General features: G+C 48.4%; 14 protein-coding genes. 10 read left to right on the plus strand and 4 right to left on the minus strand.

Going from position 1 to position 14,758, the window contains the following annotated elements; genetic code table 11:
• The first annotated feature begins 105 nt into the window (after positions 1-105).
• Entirely contained in the window at positions 106-1,188 is a 1,083-nt protein-coding gene (locus K0H61_RS16690; protein WP_220050580.1) for a ribonuclease T2 family protein, read from the plus strand.
• A gap of 84 nt (positions 1,189-1,272) precedes the next feature.
• On the opposite strand, the gene K0H61_RS16695 is transcribed toward K0H61_RS16690, so the two are convergent.
• The 3 genes from K0H61_RS16695 to plsB all read right to left on the minus strand — a co-directional run bounded on the left by K0H61_RS16695 (position 1,273) and on the right by plsB (position 5,881).
• On the minus strand, positions 1,273-2,046 hold the full coding sequence (locus K0H61_RS16695) for a VOC family protein (RefSeq protein WP_220050581.1): 774 nt from the start codon (positions 2,044-2,046) through the stop codon (positions 1,273-1,275).
• Between the two features lie 152 nt (positions 2,047-2,198).
• Complete coding sequence (gene mtr / locus K0H61_RS16700; protein WP_220050582.1) at positions 2,199-3,458, minus strand: tryptophan permease; 1,260 nt, start codon at positions 3,456-3,458, stop codon at positions 2,199-2,201.
• A complete protein-coding gene (gene plsB / locus K0H61_RS16705; RefSeq protein ID WP_220050583.1) occupies positions 3,458-5,881 on the minus strand; it encodes a glycerol-3-phosphate 1-O-acyltransferase PlsB in 2,424 nt (807 codons plus the stop codon). The genes mtr and plsB overlap by 1 nt, the downstream gene beginning before the upstream one ends.
• Positions 5,882-6,042: 161 nt before the next feature.
• Between plsB and lexA the strand changes: the two genes are divergently transcribed.
• From lexA to K0H61_RS16735, 6 genes are all read left to right on the plus strand, one after another.
• The gene (gene lexA / locus K0H61_RS16710) at positions 6,043-6,663 is read left to right on the plus strand and encodes a transcriptional repressor LexA (RefSeq protein ID WP_220050584.1); all 621 of its coding nucleotides are present in this window, start codon (positions 6,043-6,045) and stop codon (positions 6,661-6,663) included.
• On the plus strand, positions 6,660-7,172 hold the full coding sequence (locus K0H61_RS16715; RefSeq protein ID WP_258405973.1) for a cell division inhibitor SulA: 513 nt from the start codon (positions 6,660-6,662) through the stop codon (positions 7,170-7,172). Before lexA ends, K0H61_RS16715 begins: the two co-directional genes overlap by 4 nt.
• A 402-nt stretch (positions 7,173-7,574) precedes the next feature.
• Complete coding sequence (coxB, locus tag K0H61_RS16720) at positions 7,575-9,131, plus strand: cytochrome c oxidase subunit II (RefSeq protein ID WP_220050585.1); 1,557 nt, start codon at positions 7,575-7,577, stop codon at positions 9,129-9,131.
• A gap of 9 nt (positions 9,132-9,140) precedes the next feature.
• Entirely contained in the window at positions 9,141-10,733 is a 1,593-nt protein-coding gene (gene ctaD, locus K0H61_RS16725) for a cytochrome c oxidase subunit I (protein WP_220050586.1), read from the plus strand.
• 1 nt (position 10,734) lies between these two features.
• Complete coding sequence (locus K0H61_RS16730; protein WP_220050587.1) at positions 10,735-11,310, plus strand: cytochrome c oxidase assembly protein; 576 nt, start codon at positions 10,735-10,737, stop codon at positions 11,308-11,310.
• A complete protein-coding gene (locus K0H61_RS16735) occupies positions 11,307-12,182 on the plus strand; it encodes a cytochrome c oxidase subunit 3 (RefSeq protein ID WP_220050588.1) in 876 nt (291 codons plus the stop codon). Before K0H61_RS16730 ends, K0H61_RS16735 begins: the two co-directional genes overlap by 4 nt.
• Before the next feature lie 4 nt (positions 12,183-12,186).
• Here K0H61_RS16735 and K0H61_RS16740 read toward each other — a convergent pair whose 3' ends face one another.
• Positions 12,187-12,405, minus strand: a complete 219-nt coding sequence (locus K0H61_RS16740; protein WP_220050589.1) for a DUF2909 domain-containing protein — start codon at positions 12,403-12,405, stop codon at positions 12,187-12,189.
• Between K0H61_RS16740 and K0H61_RS16745 the strand changes: the two genes are divergently transcribed.
• The 3 genes from K0H61_RS16745 to K0H61_RS16755 all read left to right on the plus strand — a co-directional run bounded on the left by K0H61_RS16745 (position 12,404) and on the right by K0H61_RS16755 (position 14,754).
• The gene (locus K0H61_RS16745) at positions 12,404-13,153 is read left to right on the plus strand and encodes an SURF1 family protein (RefSeq protein WP_220050590.1); all 750 of its coding nucleotides are present in this window, start codon (positions 12,404-12,406) and stop codon (positions 13,151-13,153) included. The two genes, K0H61_RS16740 and K0H61_RS16745, sit on opposite strands and share 2 nt — an antisense overlap.
• Positions 13,154-13,219: 66 nt before the next feature.
• Positions 13,220-13,765: a redox-active disulfide-containing membrane protein gene (locus K0H61_RS16750; protein WP_220050591.1), complete on the plus strand. Its 546-nt coding sequence runs from the start codon at positions 13,220-13,222 to the stop codon at positions 13,763-13,765.
• Positions 13,765-14,754 (plus strand): COX15/CtaA family protein, encoded by a 990-nt coding sequence (locus tag K0H61_RS16755; RefSeq protein WP_220050592.1) that lies wholly within the window; start codon positions 13,765-13,767, stop codon positions 14,752-14,754. Before K0H61_RS16750 ends, K0H61_RS16755 begins: the two co-directional genes overlap by 1 nt.
• Positions 14,755-14,758: the final 4 nt, after the last annotated feature.

Genomic DNA, 14,758 nt, shown 5'->3' on the forward strand with positions numbered 1-14,758 from the left:
ACTCCCCTCTAGTCGCAAGATACGAGGGGAGTTTTATTATCAAAATGCCCCAAATACTCTACACTGAGCACGCTAGACGAAATCGCTTGCCTGAAAGGATTCACTATGCCCCGATTTAGACATTTCAGTCACTCCCTGCAATCCCTGTTACTGGTATTTACCCTAGCGGTGATTTATCTACCCTTTGCTTACTCTGCTGACTACGGTGAATTTATTACCGATAAGACCTGCGAGCTGTTTCAATCGAAAAATAAGCGGACCAATCCCGATGCATCACAAACCAGAGCGGGCGAACATTTTAAGGTTGTTGAGTTACTCGGTAATAGTGCAAATCCCGATTGGCTACGCGTACAAACCTCTTCCAGCAAGTCTCCACTTCGCTGGGTGAAGGGAGATTGCGGTCGCTATCAAACAGCAGTCAGCGGTTCAAAGAAGACGCCTCCCCAACCGACAGTCGCAAGCAGCTCAACGAGCTTCAATAAACAGCTCGACACTCAATCCCAAGGGAATCTCTGCCAGATTTCGGGAAAATTTGACTCTAACGTCCTGGCGCTGAGCTGGCAGAGCACCTTTTGTGAACTCTATGGCCAAGACAAAGCCGAATGTAATGCACTCAGCCAAAGTAAAAATGATGCTAAATGGCAGTATTTTAGCCTGCATGGTTTATGGCCGAATCGCCAGCAATGTGGTGTTCGTTATAGTTATTGCAGCAAGGTAAAACAGCAGCCGCGGGATTTTTGTGATTATCCCGACGTCACACTCTCAGGTTCTGTGAAAAAGTCACTCGATAAAGTGATGCCCAGCGCCTTGCATGGGAGCTGTTTGGAACGCCATGAATGGTGGAAACATGGCAGCTGCCGTGATGAAAGCCCGGATGAATACTTTGCCCTTTCGGCCCAATTGACCCAAGAAGTGAACGCTTCGACTTGGGTACAAAGTTTTATCCACGACAACATTGGTAACAAGGTTAGCCGCACAGAGCTGCTTAAAAGCTTTGAGATTAGTTTCGGAGAAGGTTCACAGAGCAAGTTGTCACTGGTGTGTGCTAAGGGACTACTGAGTGAAATAAGATTAAGTCTGCCGCAAACCATCGAAAGCCAAGACTCGCTGCCTTCCCTTTTGGCAAAAGCACCAAAGGCCAAGAAAGGCAATTGCCCAGAGACTATCGCTATTGACCAACCCAATTAAATCTACATCATGACCTGCCCAAAGAAATCACCCCAAGCCAGAGTGCTCAGGGTGGTTTCATGTCAACTTAAGCATATATGTCGGCTATAGCTGATCAAGCTTAATCACCGCAAAGGTTGCCCCTTGGGGATCGGCAATTACAGAAAAACGGCCGACATCGGGAATATCACTTGGCGGCACACATATCTGCGCCCCTAACTCCTGCGCCTTTGCGGCAAACCCATCACAATGTCCCACCACAAAATAGGGCATCCAATGTGCGCCAATATCACCCCATTCGGGCATCATTTTCATCATGCCACCAATGGACTGGCCATCGATTTGCCACTCTGTGTAATCGACTCCAGGGACATTGCTTGGGCGCGTTGTCCACGGAAACAACAGTGTGTAAAAACCTTCTTCAGTGCGTGGCTGCCGACAGGCGAGTTCGACCCAACATAAAGTATTTTCTTCACCCTGACGGCGAGCACCAATATGATTTTTAGCCTGCCATAGGGCAAATCGTGCCCCTTCAGGATCGCTCACCTGCGCCATGATTCCCGCATCACCAACAACATGGGGGCCAATGTGTAACTGGCCACCTCCGGCAATAATATTAGCAATGCTAGCCTCAATATCATCCACAGAAAAATACACCCGCCAATGGCTAGGTATATGTTTATCCACAGCAGGAATTTGATACATAGCCCCCAGATCATCCCCCTCAAGGTTAAAGAGGGAAAACTTTCCCTCGGGGATTGGCATTTCGATCGAGTCCCAGCCAAAGAGTGCATGGTAAAATTTTTGCGCGCCAACCCAATCATGGCTCCCGAGTTCAACCCAACAGGCATTTCCAGCTGCATACTGAGTAATCTTCATTTGTGGCTCCTAACATTTCGCAATGCTAGGAGTTAAGCTGGATATTGTTTACCTGTCCAGTTTGAGCACTAAAAAGATGATAGTATTGGAAAATAGCAAACAAAAAGCCCTCGTAAAGAGGGCTTAAATCTATTCACTAATGTGAAATAACATTAGGAGAACTGCGGCAATAAGTTCGCCATTGCTAACAAGTGACATGCACCAGTAACTATGCCGAACAGCACCACTATCGCAATAAGCGGAGTACCGCCAAAGACACGATAACTGCCTTTATTTGGAAATAGTTGTCTAGACTTGTAGGCCATCAGCGCAGGAACAATTACCGCCCACACCGTTGCCGCCAGCGCCGCAAAACCAATCGCAATTAAGAAACCATTAGGGAAGAGTAAGCCCAAAATCGTCGGTGGCACAAAGGTCACTAATGCGGTTTTAATACGACCACTAGCCGAATCATCAAACCCAAAAAGGTCGGCCAGATAGTCAAACAAACCTAAGGTCACCCCAAGGAAGGAAGAAGCTACTGCAAGGTTAGCAAACAGAGTTAACATGCTGTTTAACCAGCTACTTGCCATCACCTTTGAAAGCGCGCCAACCAGCACGCCCATGTTACCGCCCTGGGCAATAATCTCGCTAAACTGGCTACGGTGAATGTTACCCATAGTCGCCACTAACCAGCAGCTATAGATAATCAGCGCGATAAAAGTACCGACAAATATCGCCTTAATAATGGTATTAGGTGCCTCTTTGCCATAGTACTTCACTAAGCTTGGCACATTGCCGTGGTAGCCAAAACTTGCCAAGCCAAAAGGCAATGCCGCCCAAAGGTAGGGTAAGTACTTTGGCGTGCCATCGGGCTTGGCAAGCTTAGTCACATCGACTTCGATTAGCAGATTACCAATAGCAAGGAAGAAGGTAATGATCATCCCGCCGAGCATAATAGTCGTAATGCGATCCACCGCCTTAGTGCTGACTAAGACAATGCTGGCTAGCACCACAGCAAACACGAGTCCCGCCACACTTTGCGGCAACTCTAGGCCCATGCCCTGAAGGCTATGATTGACTATCGAGCCACCACCACTAATGTAAGCATAGGTAAGAATATAGAGCACGAAGGCGATAGAAACGCCATTAACGATACGCCAGAACTGACCCAAGGTCTCTTTAGTTAATGTATCGAAACTCGCGCCAGGCTCAAAGTGCAAGTTGGTTTCAAGCAGTAATAAGCCTGACATCAACATACAAAACCAAATACCAAGCAACATTAATACCGAATAACCAAACCACATACCCGCGCCAACAACGGGGAGGGAAAACATCCCCGCACCCACCGTGGTGCCTGCAATAATCATGGCGCCACCAAGCAAGGACTTACCCACTGGCGGATGTTTTGCCGCATTCATATGGTTAGCCATTAGCTATTTGGCTCCGCAGTCACACTGGCTACGATAGTCTGTCTGACAGAAGCGCTAAGCAGATTATTGGCTTGGTCACGAATACGTTCGACGCCTGACTTGTCTTCTTTGTCGGAGAAATATCCCAGTTCTTTTAGCTTAACACTCAACGTGTTATAGAGTTTTTTATCGTAGAACTCTGGTGCGGCAATGCCATGCAGCGCACCTAAACGTTGAGCTAGCAGATGACTCTCTGATTCCAGCTCCGCACGCTCCATCTTAGGTCTATGAGCTAACAGATTGAAAATAATAGCGTAGCGTTGCAGGGTTTCACTGACGCTGCCCGCAAGTAACAGCATCTTGCTGGTATGTTCATTCACAAGTGACAAGGAATCTTGGCCTTCTATTAACTCCTGCTCAATAAAGAGATCGAGTATTTGATTCACATAGGCCGACACATCCTTAATCCCCATAAATAGCTCGGCTTTCAGCAGCGGATAGAAGTCATTGACGACATCAAGGATCTGCTGACGGGAAATCTGCTTATGGTTGGTTAAACAGCTGGCGATTAACGACGGAATAATAAATAAATGAATGATATTGTTGCGATAATAGGTCATCGAAATAGCCTGTTTCGCATCAATTGAAACGATTTCACCTAACTGATCAGCGCAAATAGAGAACTTGTTGAGCTCAATCCCCTGCTGCACTAAATGCTTACCATCTCCTTCCGCAACCGACGTGAATGAGGTGTAAGGCACCTTTTTGAGCAGCGTTAAGTACAAGTCCAGCTGGGTTTCGAGTTGTCGGCGTTCAAGGGCATTCTGCTCAGACGCTAACAACACTAAGCTAGTCAGTGTGATAGAACTTGCCGCCGCTGCATTGTTAATACGGGTCATGACCTGATTAGCCAGCTGATTCACCGCTGGTGTTAACCAAGATGGTTTTTGCTCTGGATCATCGGCAAGTTCAGTGCGCCAATTCGGTGCCGTTTCATTTAAGAAGTTTTGCAGTGTAATAGGCTCACCGAAGTTAACATAACCTTGGCCAAAATTGCCTAATTTACGAATAGCGCCAAAGACTTGCCATACAGATTCTTTCTCTTTTTTCTTACCGCTTAACTCTTTGTGGTAAGTGGCCACTTCCATGACATGGTCATAGCCTAAATAAACCGGTACTAAGGTAACTGGGCGCTCGATACCTCGCAGCACGCTGTTCATGGTCATTGCGATCATGCCGGTCTTAGGCGCGAGCAGACGACCGGTACGTGAACGCCCGCCCTCGGAGAAATATTCCACCGAATAGCCCTTAGCAAACAGCTGATCTAGATATTCACGGAATACGGCGGTATAGAGTTTATTACCGTTGAAACTACGGCGAATAAAGAAGGCGCCGCCACGACGGAACAGAGGCCCCGCTGGCCAGAAGTTCAGGTTAATACCTGCCGCAATATGCGGTGGCACCATGCCTTGGTAGTACAGAATATAGGATAACAACAAATAATCCATGTGGCTGCGATGGCATGGTACGTAAACGATTTCGTGACCATCGTGGTGCAGCTGACGGATTTGTTCGGCACCTTTAATGTTGATACCGCTGTAGAGCTTGTTCCATAACCAAGTTAAGAAACGCTCGGCAATACGCACTAGGTTATCGGAGTAATCGGCTGCAATTTCATCAAGATATTCAATTGCTGTCTCACGCGCCTGGCTCTCGGAAATCTTCTTGCTGGCAGCCTCTTCCTGAATCGCCTTACGCAGGGATTCTGACTTCAGTAACGAATGGAACATTGCCTGACGATTTGGCAGTACAGGACCTGTCATGACCTTACGTTGACGGCGGAAATGCACCCGTGCAACCCGCGCCAGTTTATGGGCAATTCCCATATCCGTACCGTGCTCGTCAGCCATATAGCGCAGCGACACAGCATTAGAAAACTGCACGAAATTATGCCGACCAAGGAACAAAATCATTAAACACTTACGAAGCCAAGTTGGGCTCTCGCGTTCGAGTACCGCCGCTTTCATTGAATCGTCTTCTTTACCTGGCGTCCGACCCCAGTAAAGGCTAACTGGCACCAGCTGAATATCAAGTTCAGGCTTTTCTTTATGGATAGCCAATAAACGCATAAAGCATTCTAGAAAAGATTCATTACCCGCACGTTTACCAAACAAGGGCTTACGCCCCTCGAGACACACAACGCGTGGCGCAACGACGCCATTGACCACCAGCGGTTCATAGGGGCTAGGAAGGCCTAGTTTTTCAGTGATTTCACTTAAAGCAGCAATATCACTGATGGATTCTGTTTTCATTACATAGGCAAGCGGTCTGGAGGCATCCAGATTAAGATCGGCAAAGGGATCCTGAGGCACCACGATAGTGTGCACTAAATGTTTCTGGATCCAACGTAATGATTTTAACCAAAAAGAGTCTTGTTTAGGCATTATTGTTATGCAAAGTAAATACGTTCATTAGCCCAATAGAATACCAGATAGTGGGGAATGTTCGCCAATACTCTCCTACTTGGTTAAAGAATGGTTAATACTTGCACTACATAAAATACTGTATATACTAACAGTAACTGTATGGAAAAACAGGAAACACCATGAGACCCTTGACGCCACGCCAAGCTGAAATTTTAGAGCTAATTAAACGTAATATTGCCGAGACAGGCATGCCACCGACGCGGGCTGAAATCGCTACCCGTTTGGGTTTTAAGAGCGCAAATGCCGCCGAGGAGCATCTTAAAGCTTTGGCTAAAAAAGGCTGCATCGAGATCATGCCTGGCACCTCCCGCGGCATTCGTCTCCCCGTTGAGGAAGAAGACAACAGCGAAAATGGTTTGCCGCTCATCGGCCAAGTCGCCGCAGGCGAACCTATTCTTGCCCAAGAGCACGTTGAACAGTACTACCAAGTTGACCCGAGTATGTTCCACCCCGCTGCAGACTTTCTGTTGCGCGTGAGGGGCGACAGTATGAAAAACATCGGCATCCTCGAAGGCGACCTATTAGCCGTTCATAAAGTGCAACAAGCCCGTAACGGCCAAGTCGTCGTTGCCCGAGTTGACGATGATGTCACAGTGAAACGATTCGAAAAGCAAGGCAACTTAGTTTATTTGCATGCCGAAAACGATGACTACTCGCCTATCAAGGTCGATTTAAGTTTCCAAAGCCTGACAATTGAAGGACTCGCCGTCGGGGTGATCCGCAACGGAGATTGGCTATGAACAAACTACTAGGTAATGCCCCACGTCACCCAGGGTTATGGTTAGATACCGTGCGTGACGCAGATACTGACTGGCAGCATACCCCCATTATGTTTATGCCGACCCAATCCCAAGGCAAACAAGAGCTGATGCAACTGAGCCAACAGTTAGCCCTGTTAAGCCAGCAGGGACGTTGGGTGGTACTAATCAATCCTCCAAGCATCGGCTATAAACAATTACTCGCCAGCGCCGGTGTGCGTATGGACAGTGTATTACTAGTGCATGCTAAGGACGATGTTGAAACACTTTGGGCGATGGAAAAGGCTTTGACCAGTGGCACCTCAAGTGCCGTGATCACTTGGAGCCATTCCCTCGATGCTCGTGATAATCGCCGCCTGCAAATTGTTGCAAAAAGCGCCAGAGCAATGGGAATAGTAATCGAGGGAAGTGATACCCAATCTCATGCTAACGACCATGGCAACTCACCAACATGTTTCGGTCAAACGACCTATTTTGGTGCAATGCATTAAATATTTTTCCCGCTGATTTTGCTTGAAAGCCGCCTCACCTATGCATGTGAGGCTTTTTTTTGGCGATTTTCAGACAATTAGAGTAATAAGTGAGCTTGATCAAAATTTAAACTGCATTTATGTTTGATTCAGGTTGCGGTTAAATACCACAACTTTAGGCAAATTTTCGAGCGCTATATCGAATTCCACTTGCCCAACAATATTGAGAACAATGGGTGTATTCAGCAGTATGTGCCAGTGTGGCTAATTCCAGCAGTAACAATACTTAATCAAAAGTAAGCCGCTAACGCACGTTGAAGTCAAAATCGCTTTTTTGGGAACTGAAGAGTTTGCATAGAGTTGAGACTTACTGTGTTGCTCTTCTTTGTAGTTGCTTTTCGCAATTGGCAGAGGAGAAGTCTTGTGAAGCAATGGTTGTATTGTTTACTCGCGGTGCTATTCGCCCCGCCTCTCGCCGCAGAGAATATGCGGTTCAACATGACTCAAGGCGTAACAGAAATCAGTGGCAAGGTTTACCACCTTCACATGACCATTCTGTACATCTGCTGTGCTATTGGACTTGTGGTATTTGGTGTGATGATTTACGCCATGATCAATCACCGCAAATCCAAAGGTGCAGTTGCTTCACACTTCCACGAAAGTACTAAAGTCGAAATCGCTTGGACCATCATCCCCTTCCTGATCTTAATTATGATGGCCATTCCTGCGACTAAGACCTTAATCGCCATGGAAGATCCTACTAACGCAGATCTCACCGTTAAAGTCACAGGCTCACAGTGGAAATGGCACTACAGCTATTTCGACCAAGACATTGAGTTTTACAGCATTCTTGCCACCCCAAGGGCACAAATTGAAGGTGCCGAAGCCAAAGGGGAGCATTATCTGCTCGAAGTCGATAAACCTCTCGTGTTGCCAATCCATCGAAAAATCCGCTTCTTGATGACCTCAGAAGATGTAATCCATTCATGGTGGGTACCTGCCTTTGCAGTAAAAAAAGACGCTAACCCTGGTTTTATCAACGAGGCTTGGACTCGCATTGATGAACCCGGAATTTATCGTGGCCAGTGTGCCGAACTGTGTGGTAAAGACCACGGCTTTATGCCGATTGTGGTCAAGGCGCTACCGGAAGCAGAGTTCGATTCTTGGGTTGCTGATCAGAAACAAGCGGCGGGCGCCGCTGCCGCTGCCGCACAGGCAGCGCTGTCACAAACCCTATCGATGGATGAATTAATGGCCCAGGGCGAACAGGTGTATCTTGCACGCTGCGCTGCCTGCCACCAGCCCAACGGTGAAGGTTTGCAGGGTGTATTTCCCGCCCTTAAAGGCAGTCCAATTGCAACGGGGCCTGTTGGAGCTCACTTAGATATTGTCCTGCACGGCAAGAGTGGCACAGCCATGCAAGCCTTCGCTAAACAGCTGACAACTCAAGAAATGGCCGCCGTTGTCACCTACGAGCGAAATGCTTGGGGTAATAACGCTGGCGATACGGTTCAAGCTAAGGATGTGGATGCCTATCTTAACGGTAATGCTGACACTGCCACTGAGTCCAAAGCAACACCTGCTGCGACAACCGAATCCACACCCGAACCAGCCGCTTCGTCACAACCTGAATCCGTTGCCAGTGCCGATCCCGCAAGCTTTCCAACGCTCTCCCATGATGAGCTCATGGCTGAGGGGGAAAAAGTTTATGCCGCCACCTGCGCTGCCTGCCACCAGCTAACGGGAACAGGGATGCCTCCTGCCTTCCCAGCGCTTGCGGCTAGCGCCATCGCGACTGGTCCCGTGGAAAATCACATCGATATAGTGAAGCATGGCAAAACTGGCACCGCGATGCAGGCATTTGGCACACAACTCACAGCTGAGCAGCTTGCTGCCGTCATTACCTATGAGCGCAATGCGTGGGGCAATAATACCGGCGATACAGTGCAAGCCGCTGATGTCGCACGCCAAGGACAGTAGGGGATAACAATGAGCACACTGACACAAGATCAAGTTGCTGGCCATGATGACCACCATCATGGCGCACCTGCGGGTATCATGCGCTGGATACTCACCACGAACCACAAAGACATCGGAACCCTGTATTTATGGTTCAGCTTCATCATGTTTTTGACTGGTGGCGCTATGGCAATGGTAATCCGCGCCGAGCTTTTTCAACCGGGGTTACAATTAGTCGAACCTAACTTCTTTAACCAAATGACCACAGTCCACGGCCTTATCATGGTATTTGGCGCCGTCATGCCAGCCTTTACCGGTCTAGCTAACTGGCTGATTCCAATGATGATTGGCGCGCCAGATATGGCACTACCAAGGATGAACAACTGGAGCTTTTGGATCCTACCCTTTGCCTTTGCGATCCTTTTGAGCTCCTTATTTATGGAAGGCGGCGGCCCCAACTTTGGCTGGACCTTCTACGCCCCCTTATCAACCACCTATAGCGCAGATAGCACCGCCCTTTTCGTATTCTCTATTCATATCATGGGGATAAGTTCAATTATGGGTGCAATCAACGTCATTGTGACCATAGTTAACCTACGTGCCCCCGGCATGACCTGGATGAAATTACCGCTGTTCGTTTGGACTTGGCTGATTACTGCATTTCTGCTTATCGCTGTGATGCCAGTGCTTGCGGGTGCCGTCACTATGGTGCTGACCGATAAGTATTTTGGTACTAGCTTCTTCGATGCCGCTGGCGGTGGTGACCCAGTAATGTTCCAGCATATTTTCTGGTTCTTCGGCCACCCCGAAGTGTACATCATGATCCTGCCCTCCTTCGGCATCATTTCAGCCATTGTGCCAGCCTTCAGTCGAAAAAGATTATTCGGTTATGCATCAATGGTATATGCCACGGCGAGTATCGCAATTTTGTCTTTCCTCGTCTGGGCCCACCACATGTTTACCACTGGGATGCCGGTATTTGCAGAACTGTTTTTCATGTACTGCACTATGCTGATTGCGGTGCCAACAGGGGTAAAAGTGTTTAACTGGGTAGCAACCATGTGGCGCGGCTCATTGAGCTTCGAAACCCCGATGTTATTCGCCGTCGCCTTTATCATTCTATTCACTATCGGCGGATTTTCAGGGCTGATGCTGGCTATCACACCCGCCGACTTTCAGTACCACGACACTTACTTTGTGGTTGCCCACTTCCATTATGTGTTAGTGACTGGCGCCATCTTCTCCATTATGGCCGCAGCCTATTATTGGCTGCCTAAATGGACTGGGCACATGTACGATGAAAAGCTCGGCCAATGGCACTTCTGGTGCTCGGTTATATCGGTCAACGTGTTGTTTTTCCCTATGCATTTCCTTGGCCTTGCGGGTATGCCAAGGCGCATTCCCGATTACTCGATTCAATTTGCCGATGTGAACCAAATTGTGTCGATTGGCGGCTTTGCTTTCGGTCTATCACAATTAATTTTCCTCGTGCTAGTGATTAAGTGCATCAAAGGTGGAGAAAAAGCACCGGACAAACCCTGGGAGGGCAGCGAAGGCTTAGAGTGGACCCTGCCAAGTCCTGCGCCCTATCACTCCTTTAGTACACCGCCAGAGGTGAAATAAGATGGCAAACCCAGTGCCGACATCCAAGTCAAATAACAAGCTTATCAGTCTATTGGTCATAGGCTGTGTGGCGATGTTTGGCTTTGGATTCGCACTGGTACCACTCTACGATGTACTGTGTGAAAAATTGGGCATTAACGGTAAGACTTCAAATACGGCAAGCAGTTATAGCGAAATCACCGTCGATAACGACCGAATTGTCACTGTGGAGTTTATCTCCCAAGTACAAAGCGGGATGCCCTGGCGCTTTGAGCCACAAATCAAGCGCCTCAAAGTGCATCCGGGGGAGTTAATTCACACCGCATTTTTAGCTCGTAATGAATCGAGCCGCGCTATCGTCGGTCAGGCGATTCCGTCCGTCTCTCCAGGCCAAGGCGCGGCCTATTTCAATAAGACCGAATGCTTTTGCTTTAATCAACAACTCTTAGCCGCAGACACTAGTGCTGAGTTACCACTTATTTTCTTTGTAGATCCTCAACTACCCGAGTCGATCCACACCCTGACCCTCTCTTACACCCTCTACGACATCACCGACAAGCAGTTAGCGTCTGCCTTAGAGCAAGGAGCTGCAAAATGAGCACAAAACACGAGACCTACTACGTTCCCGCCCAAAGCGCTTGGCCCATCGTGGGCGCGATTGGTTTGTTTCTCATCGCCTTTGGCGCTGGACACTTTGTACAACAAATTAAAACTGGCGCTTCGGGCGCGGGTTATATCCTGCTGACGGGAATCGCCGTGATCCTATTTATGCTGGTCGGCTGGTTTAGGACCGTCATTAAAGAATCGATGACGGGACTCTATTCGAGTCAAATGGACAGATCATTCCGCCAAGGGATGAGCTGGTTTATTTTCTCGGAAGTGATGTTCTTCGCCGCCTTTTTTGGGGCGTTATTTTATGCCCGCATGATTTCAGTACCTTGGCTGGGAGGCGCATCCAACAATGCCATGACCCACGAAGTACTTTGGCCTAACTTCGAAGCTGTTTGGCCACTACTCACCACCCCCGGCGGCACAACGACAGAAGCCATGGGCTGGAACGGTCTGCCCTTGATAAACACAATAATACTGCTCACTTCGTCGATCACACTGCACTTTGCCCATATCAGTTTAGAAAAAGGCAAACGCACCGCTATTACCCTGTGGCTTGGTTTGACCATTCTGCTTGGACTCTGCTTTCTCGCTTTACAAGCCGAAGAATATAGCCACGCGTACCATGAAATGGGGCTGACTCTCACCTCGGGCGTCTATGGTAATACTTTCTTTCTGCTAACGGGTTTCCATGGCATGCACGTCACCCTAGGCACTATCTTCCTGTTAGTGCTGTTTTTTAGAGTATTAAAGGGGCACTTCAGCGCAGATAAACACTTCGCCTTCCAAGCGGGCAGTTGGTATTGGCACTTTGTAGACGTGGTGTGGCTGTGCCTATTTGTATTTGTCTATGTGCTTTAGGGGATTAATGCGGTGTGGGATTGGGCGCAATTAGCCCGGTCCCCAACGCGAGCAGTAACAACAGAATGACGATAACAGAAAATATCACCCTACGACCGAGATAACGGCTCATGGGAACCTTTTCATCGCCCTTCACCATAATAAATAAGGCTCTACCCAAGTTAAAGATGATAAACAGCAACAGCAGGACTAAAACCAATTTAAAAATGAGCGGGGTATTCATGCAATATCCTTATGTTCTGCTGCATAAGCGAATGGTTTTATTACTGATATTGACTGTGACCCTATTCGTGATTTTGGTCAAGCTAGGATTTTGGCAACTCGCAAGGGGCGATGAAAAGTCACAACTATTCGAACAGATGCAGGCAAGGCAAGCCGCGCCAGCCCTGACCTTCAGCCAAGCACTCGATAAATCCCAGTTTGAAGATCTCACCGCCTACCGCCTGCGAGTCAAGGCATCTCCCGTCAGCCAGCAGATCTGGCTGCTCGATAACCAAGTCTACCAGGGTCAAGTGGGTTATCTCGGATTTCAATTGATGCAACTGGATGCCGACCAGCCCTATCTGATGGTTGAGTTGGGGTTTATCGCCGCGCCCCATGATCGCCGCCAATTGCCCCATATAGACCCTATAGTTAATGAAGTCGAACTCATCGGCAGGCTTTATCAAAGACAAATCAATCCTTTAAGCCATAAATTATTGGCTGAAGATGGTGATACAGTGCGCTTTCAAAACCTGAATTTAACCGAAATAGAAACCGCAATTAGTCATCCACTTCTTGCTGCAGTGTTACAACCCGATAGCTTACCTCATCTCAGCCTTCCTCACCCTTGGCAGCCCTTTCCCATTTCAGCACAGAAACATTGGGGTTACGCGGTGCAATGGTTCGCGATGGCGACTGTATTTGCAGGGCTGATGGGTTGGCAAGGCGTAAAGTTACTAACTCGCAATCGTAGGGAGGCCAAAGACTAAGTATCAACCACAGCGCTACCAAAAATTTAGAACAACCTATTAGGGACAATAGACAGAGGAGCAACAATGAACTCCCAATTAAACACTAAACATCGCGCGCTAGGACTATTGCTACTGGCCTTTATCGCCCCTGTGCTACTCGCCAAATTAGTTTTAAGCCTCAATTGGTACCATGGGGGCGCGACCAACCATGGGGAACTCTTTAGCCAAGAGATAAGCTATTCCAGCCTTGGTGTCAGCAATCCCATTCCTAAGGAGTGGCAGCTACTCTATCTATTACCCGCCCAGTGCGATGCAGACTGCCTTGAGCGTTTGTATATTCTGCAACAAAGCCATACGGCGCTTGGTCCCGACCAAGACAGAGTATCACCTGTTATTCTTCTCGATAAAAACAGCGATCAGCAGGCACTAACGTCATTTCATTTTGCAACCCGCACGGTCGACACCAATTTACAAAGCCTACTGAATGAACAGCAACTGATCCTTGTCGACCCACTCGGCAGCTTGGTTTTACGTTACCCGCAGGTTAAGGGTAACGATGCCCAACTGGCCCAAGGCAAAGCACTCTTGGCCGATCTACGTAAATTATTAAAACTGTCGAGGGTCGATTGATGCAGCTGACTTGGATAATCCGCTTAACGCTAGTATTTACCCTAATGGTGATTTTGATGGGAGCGTATACTCGGCTCTCGGATGCTGGCTTAGGTTGCCCAGACTGGCCGGGATGTTATGGCCATATCAAGGTGCCAACTCAAGACCATGAAATCGCCCATGCCCAAACGATTTTTCCGGACCATGACATTCATCCCGAAAAAGCGTGGCTGGAGATGATCCACCGCTATATCGCTGCCACGCTGGGCGGACTTGTGGTACTTATCCTGTACCTCAGTTTTAGGGATGCGCAGGCGCCGAAAAAACTGCCGCTGGCGATTGTATTGCTGATTTTATTCCAAGGGGCACTGGGGATGTGGACAGTCACCATGAAGCTGATGCCTATCGTCGTGATGTCCCATTTAATCGGCGGTTTCAGCCTTATTTCCTTGCTCCTGCTACTGTATTTGCAATCTAGGCCTAGGCGGGTTTTTGCTAACCGAATTGCCAGCACACCCGATACTAAGCCCCTAGCCAAACTGGCATTGCTGAGTCTGTTTACCTTGATTCTGCAGATCATGCTTGGAGGCTGGACGTCCTCAAATTATGCGGCACTAGCCTGTACCTCACTGCCCATATGCGAAGGTAATTGGGTCGATAACCTCGCGTTTGCAAAAGCCTTCTCCCCCTTTCAAGGCGATCATCCCAGCTTTGAGTTTGGCGTACTCGATTACCATTCAAGGATGACCATTCATATTGCCCATCGCCTTGGGGCCATGGTCACCGCGGGGCTATTGCTGCTACTAGCATTTAGGTTATATGTCAGCAACTTAGGTTTAAGAAGCCTAAGTCTGTTACTGATTGGTTTAGTGATCCTGCAGGTCAGCCTAGGGATTTCTAACGTGGTAATGCACTTACCCCTGGGCGTTGCCGTCTCCCATAACGGCGGCGCAGCACTACTATTGCTGACCCTAGTCGCGATTAACTACTTTCTGTGGCGCAGAGCCTAGAGGA

Source organism: Shewanella acanthi (assembly GCF_019457475.1).
Lineage (GTDB): Bacteria > Pseudomonadota > Gammaproteobacteria > Enterobacterales > Shewanellaceae > Shewanella > Shewanella acanthi.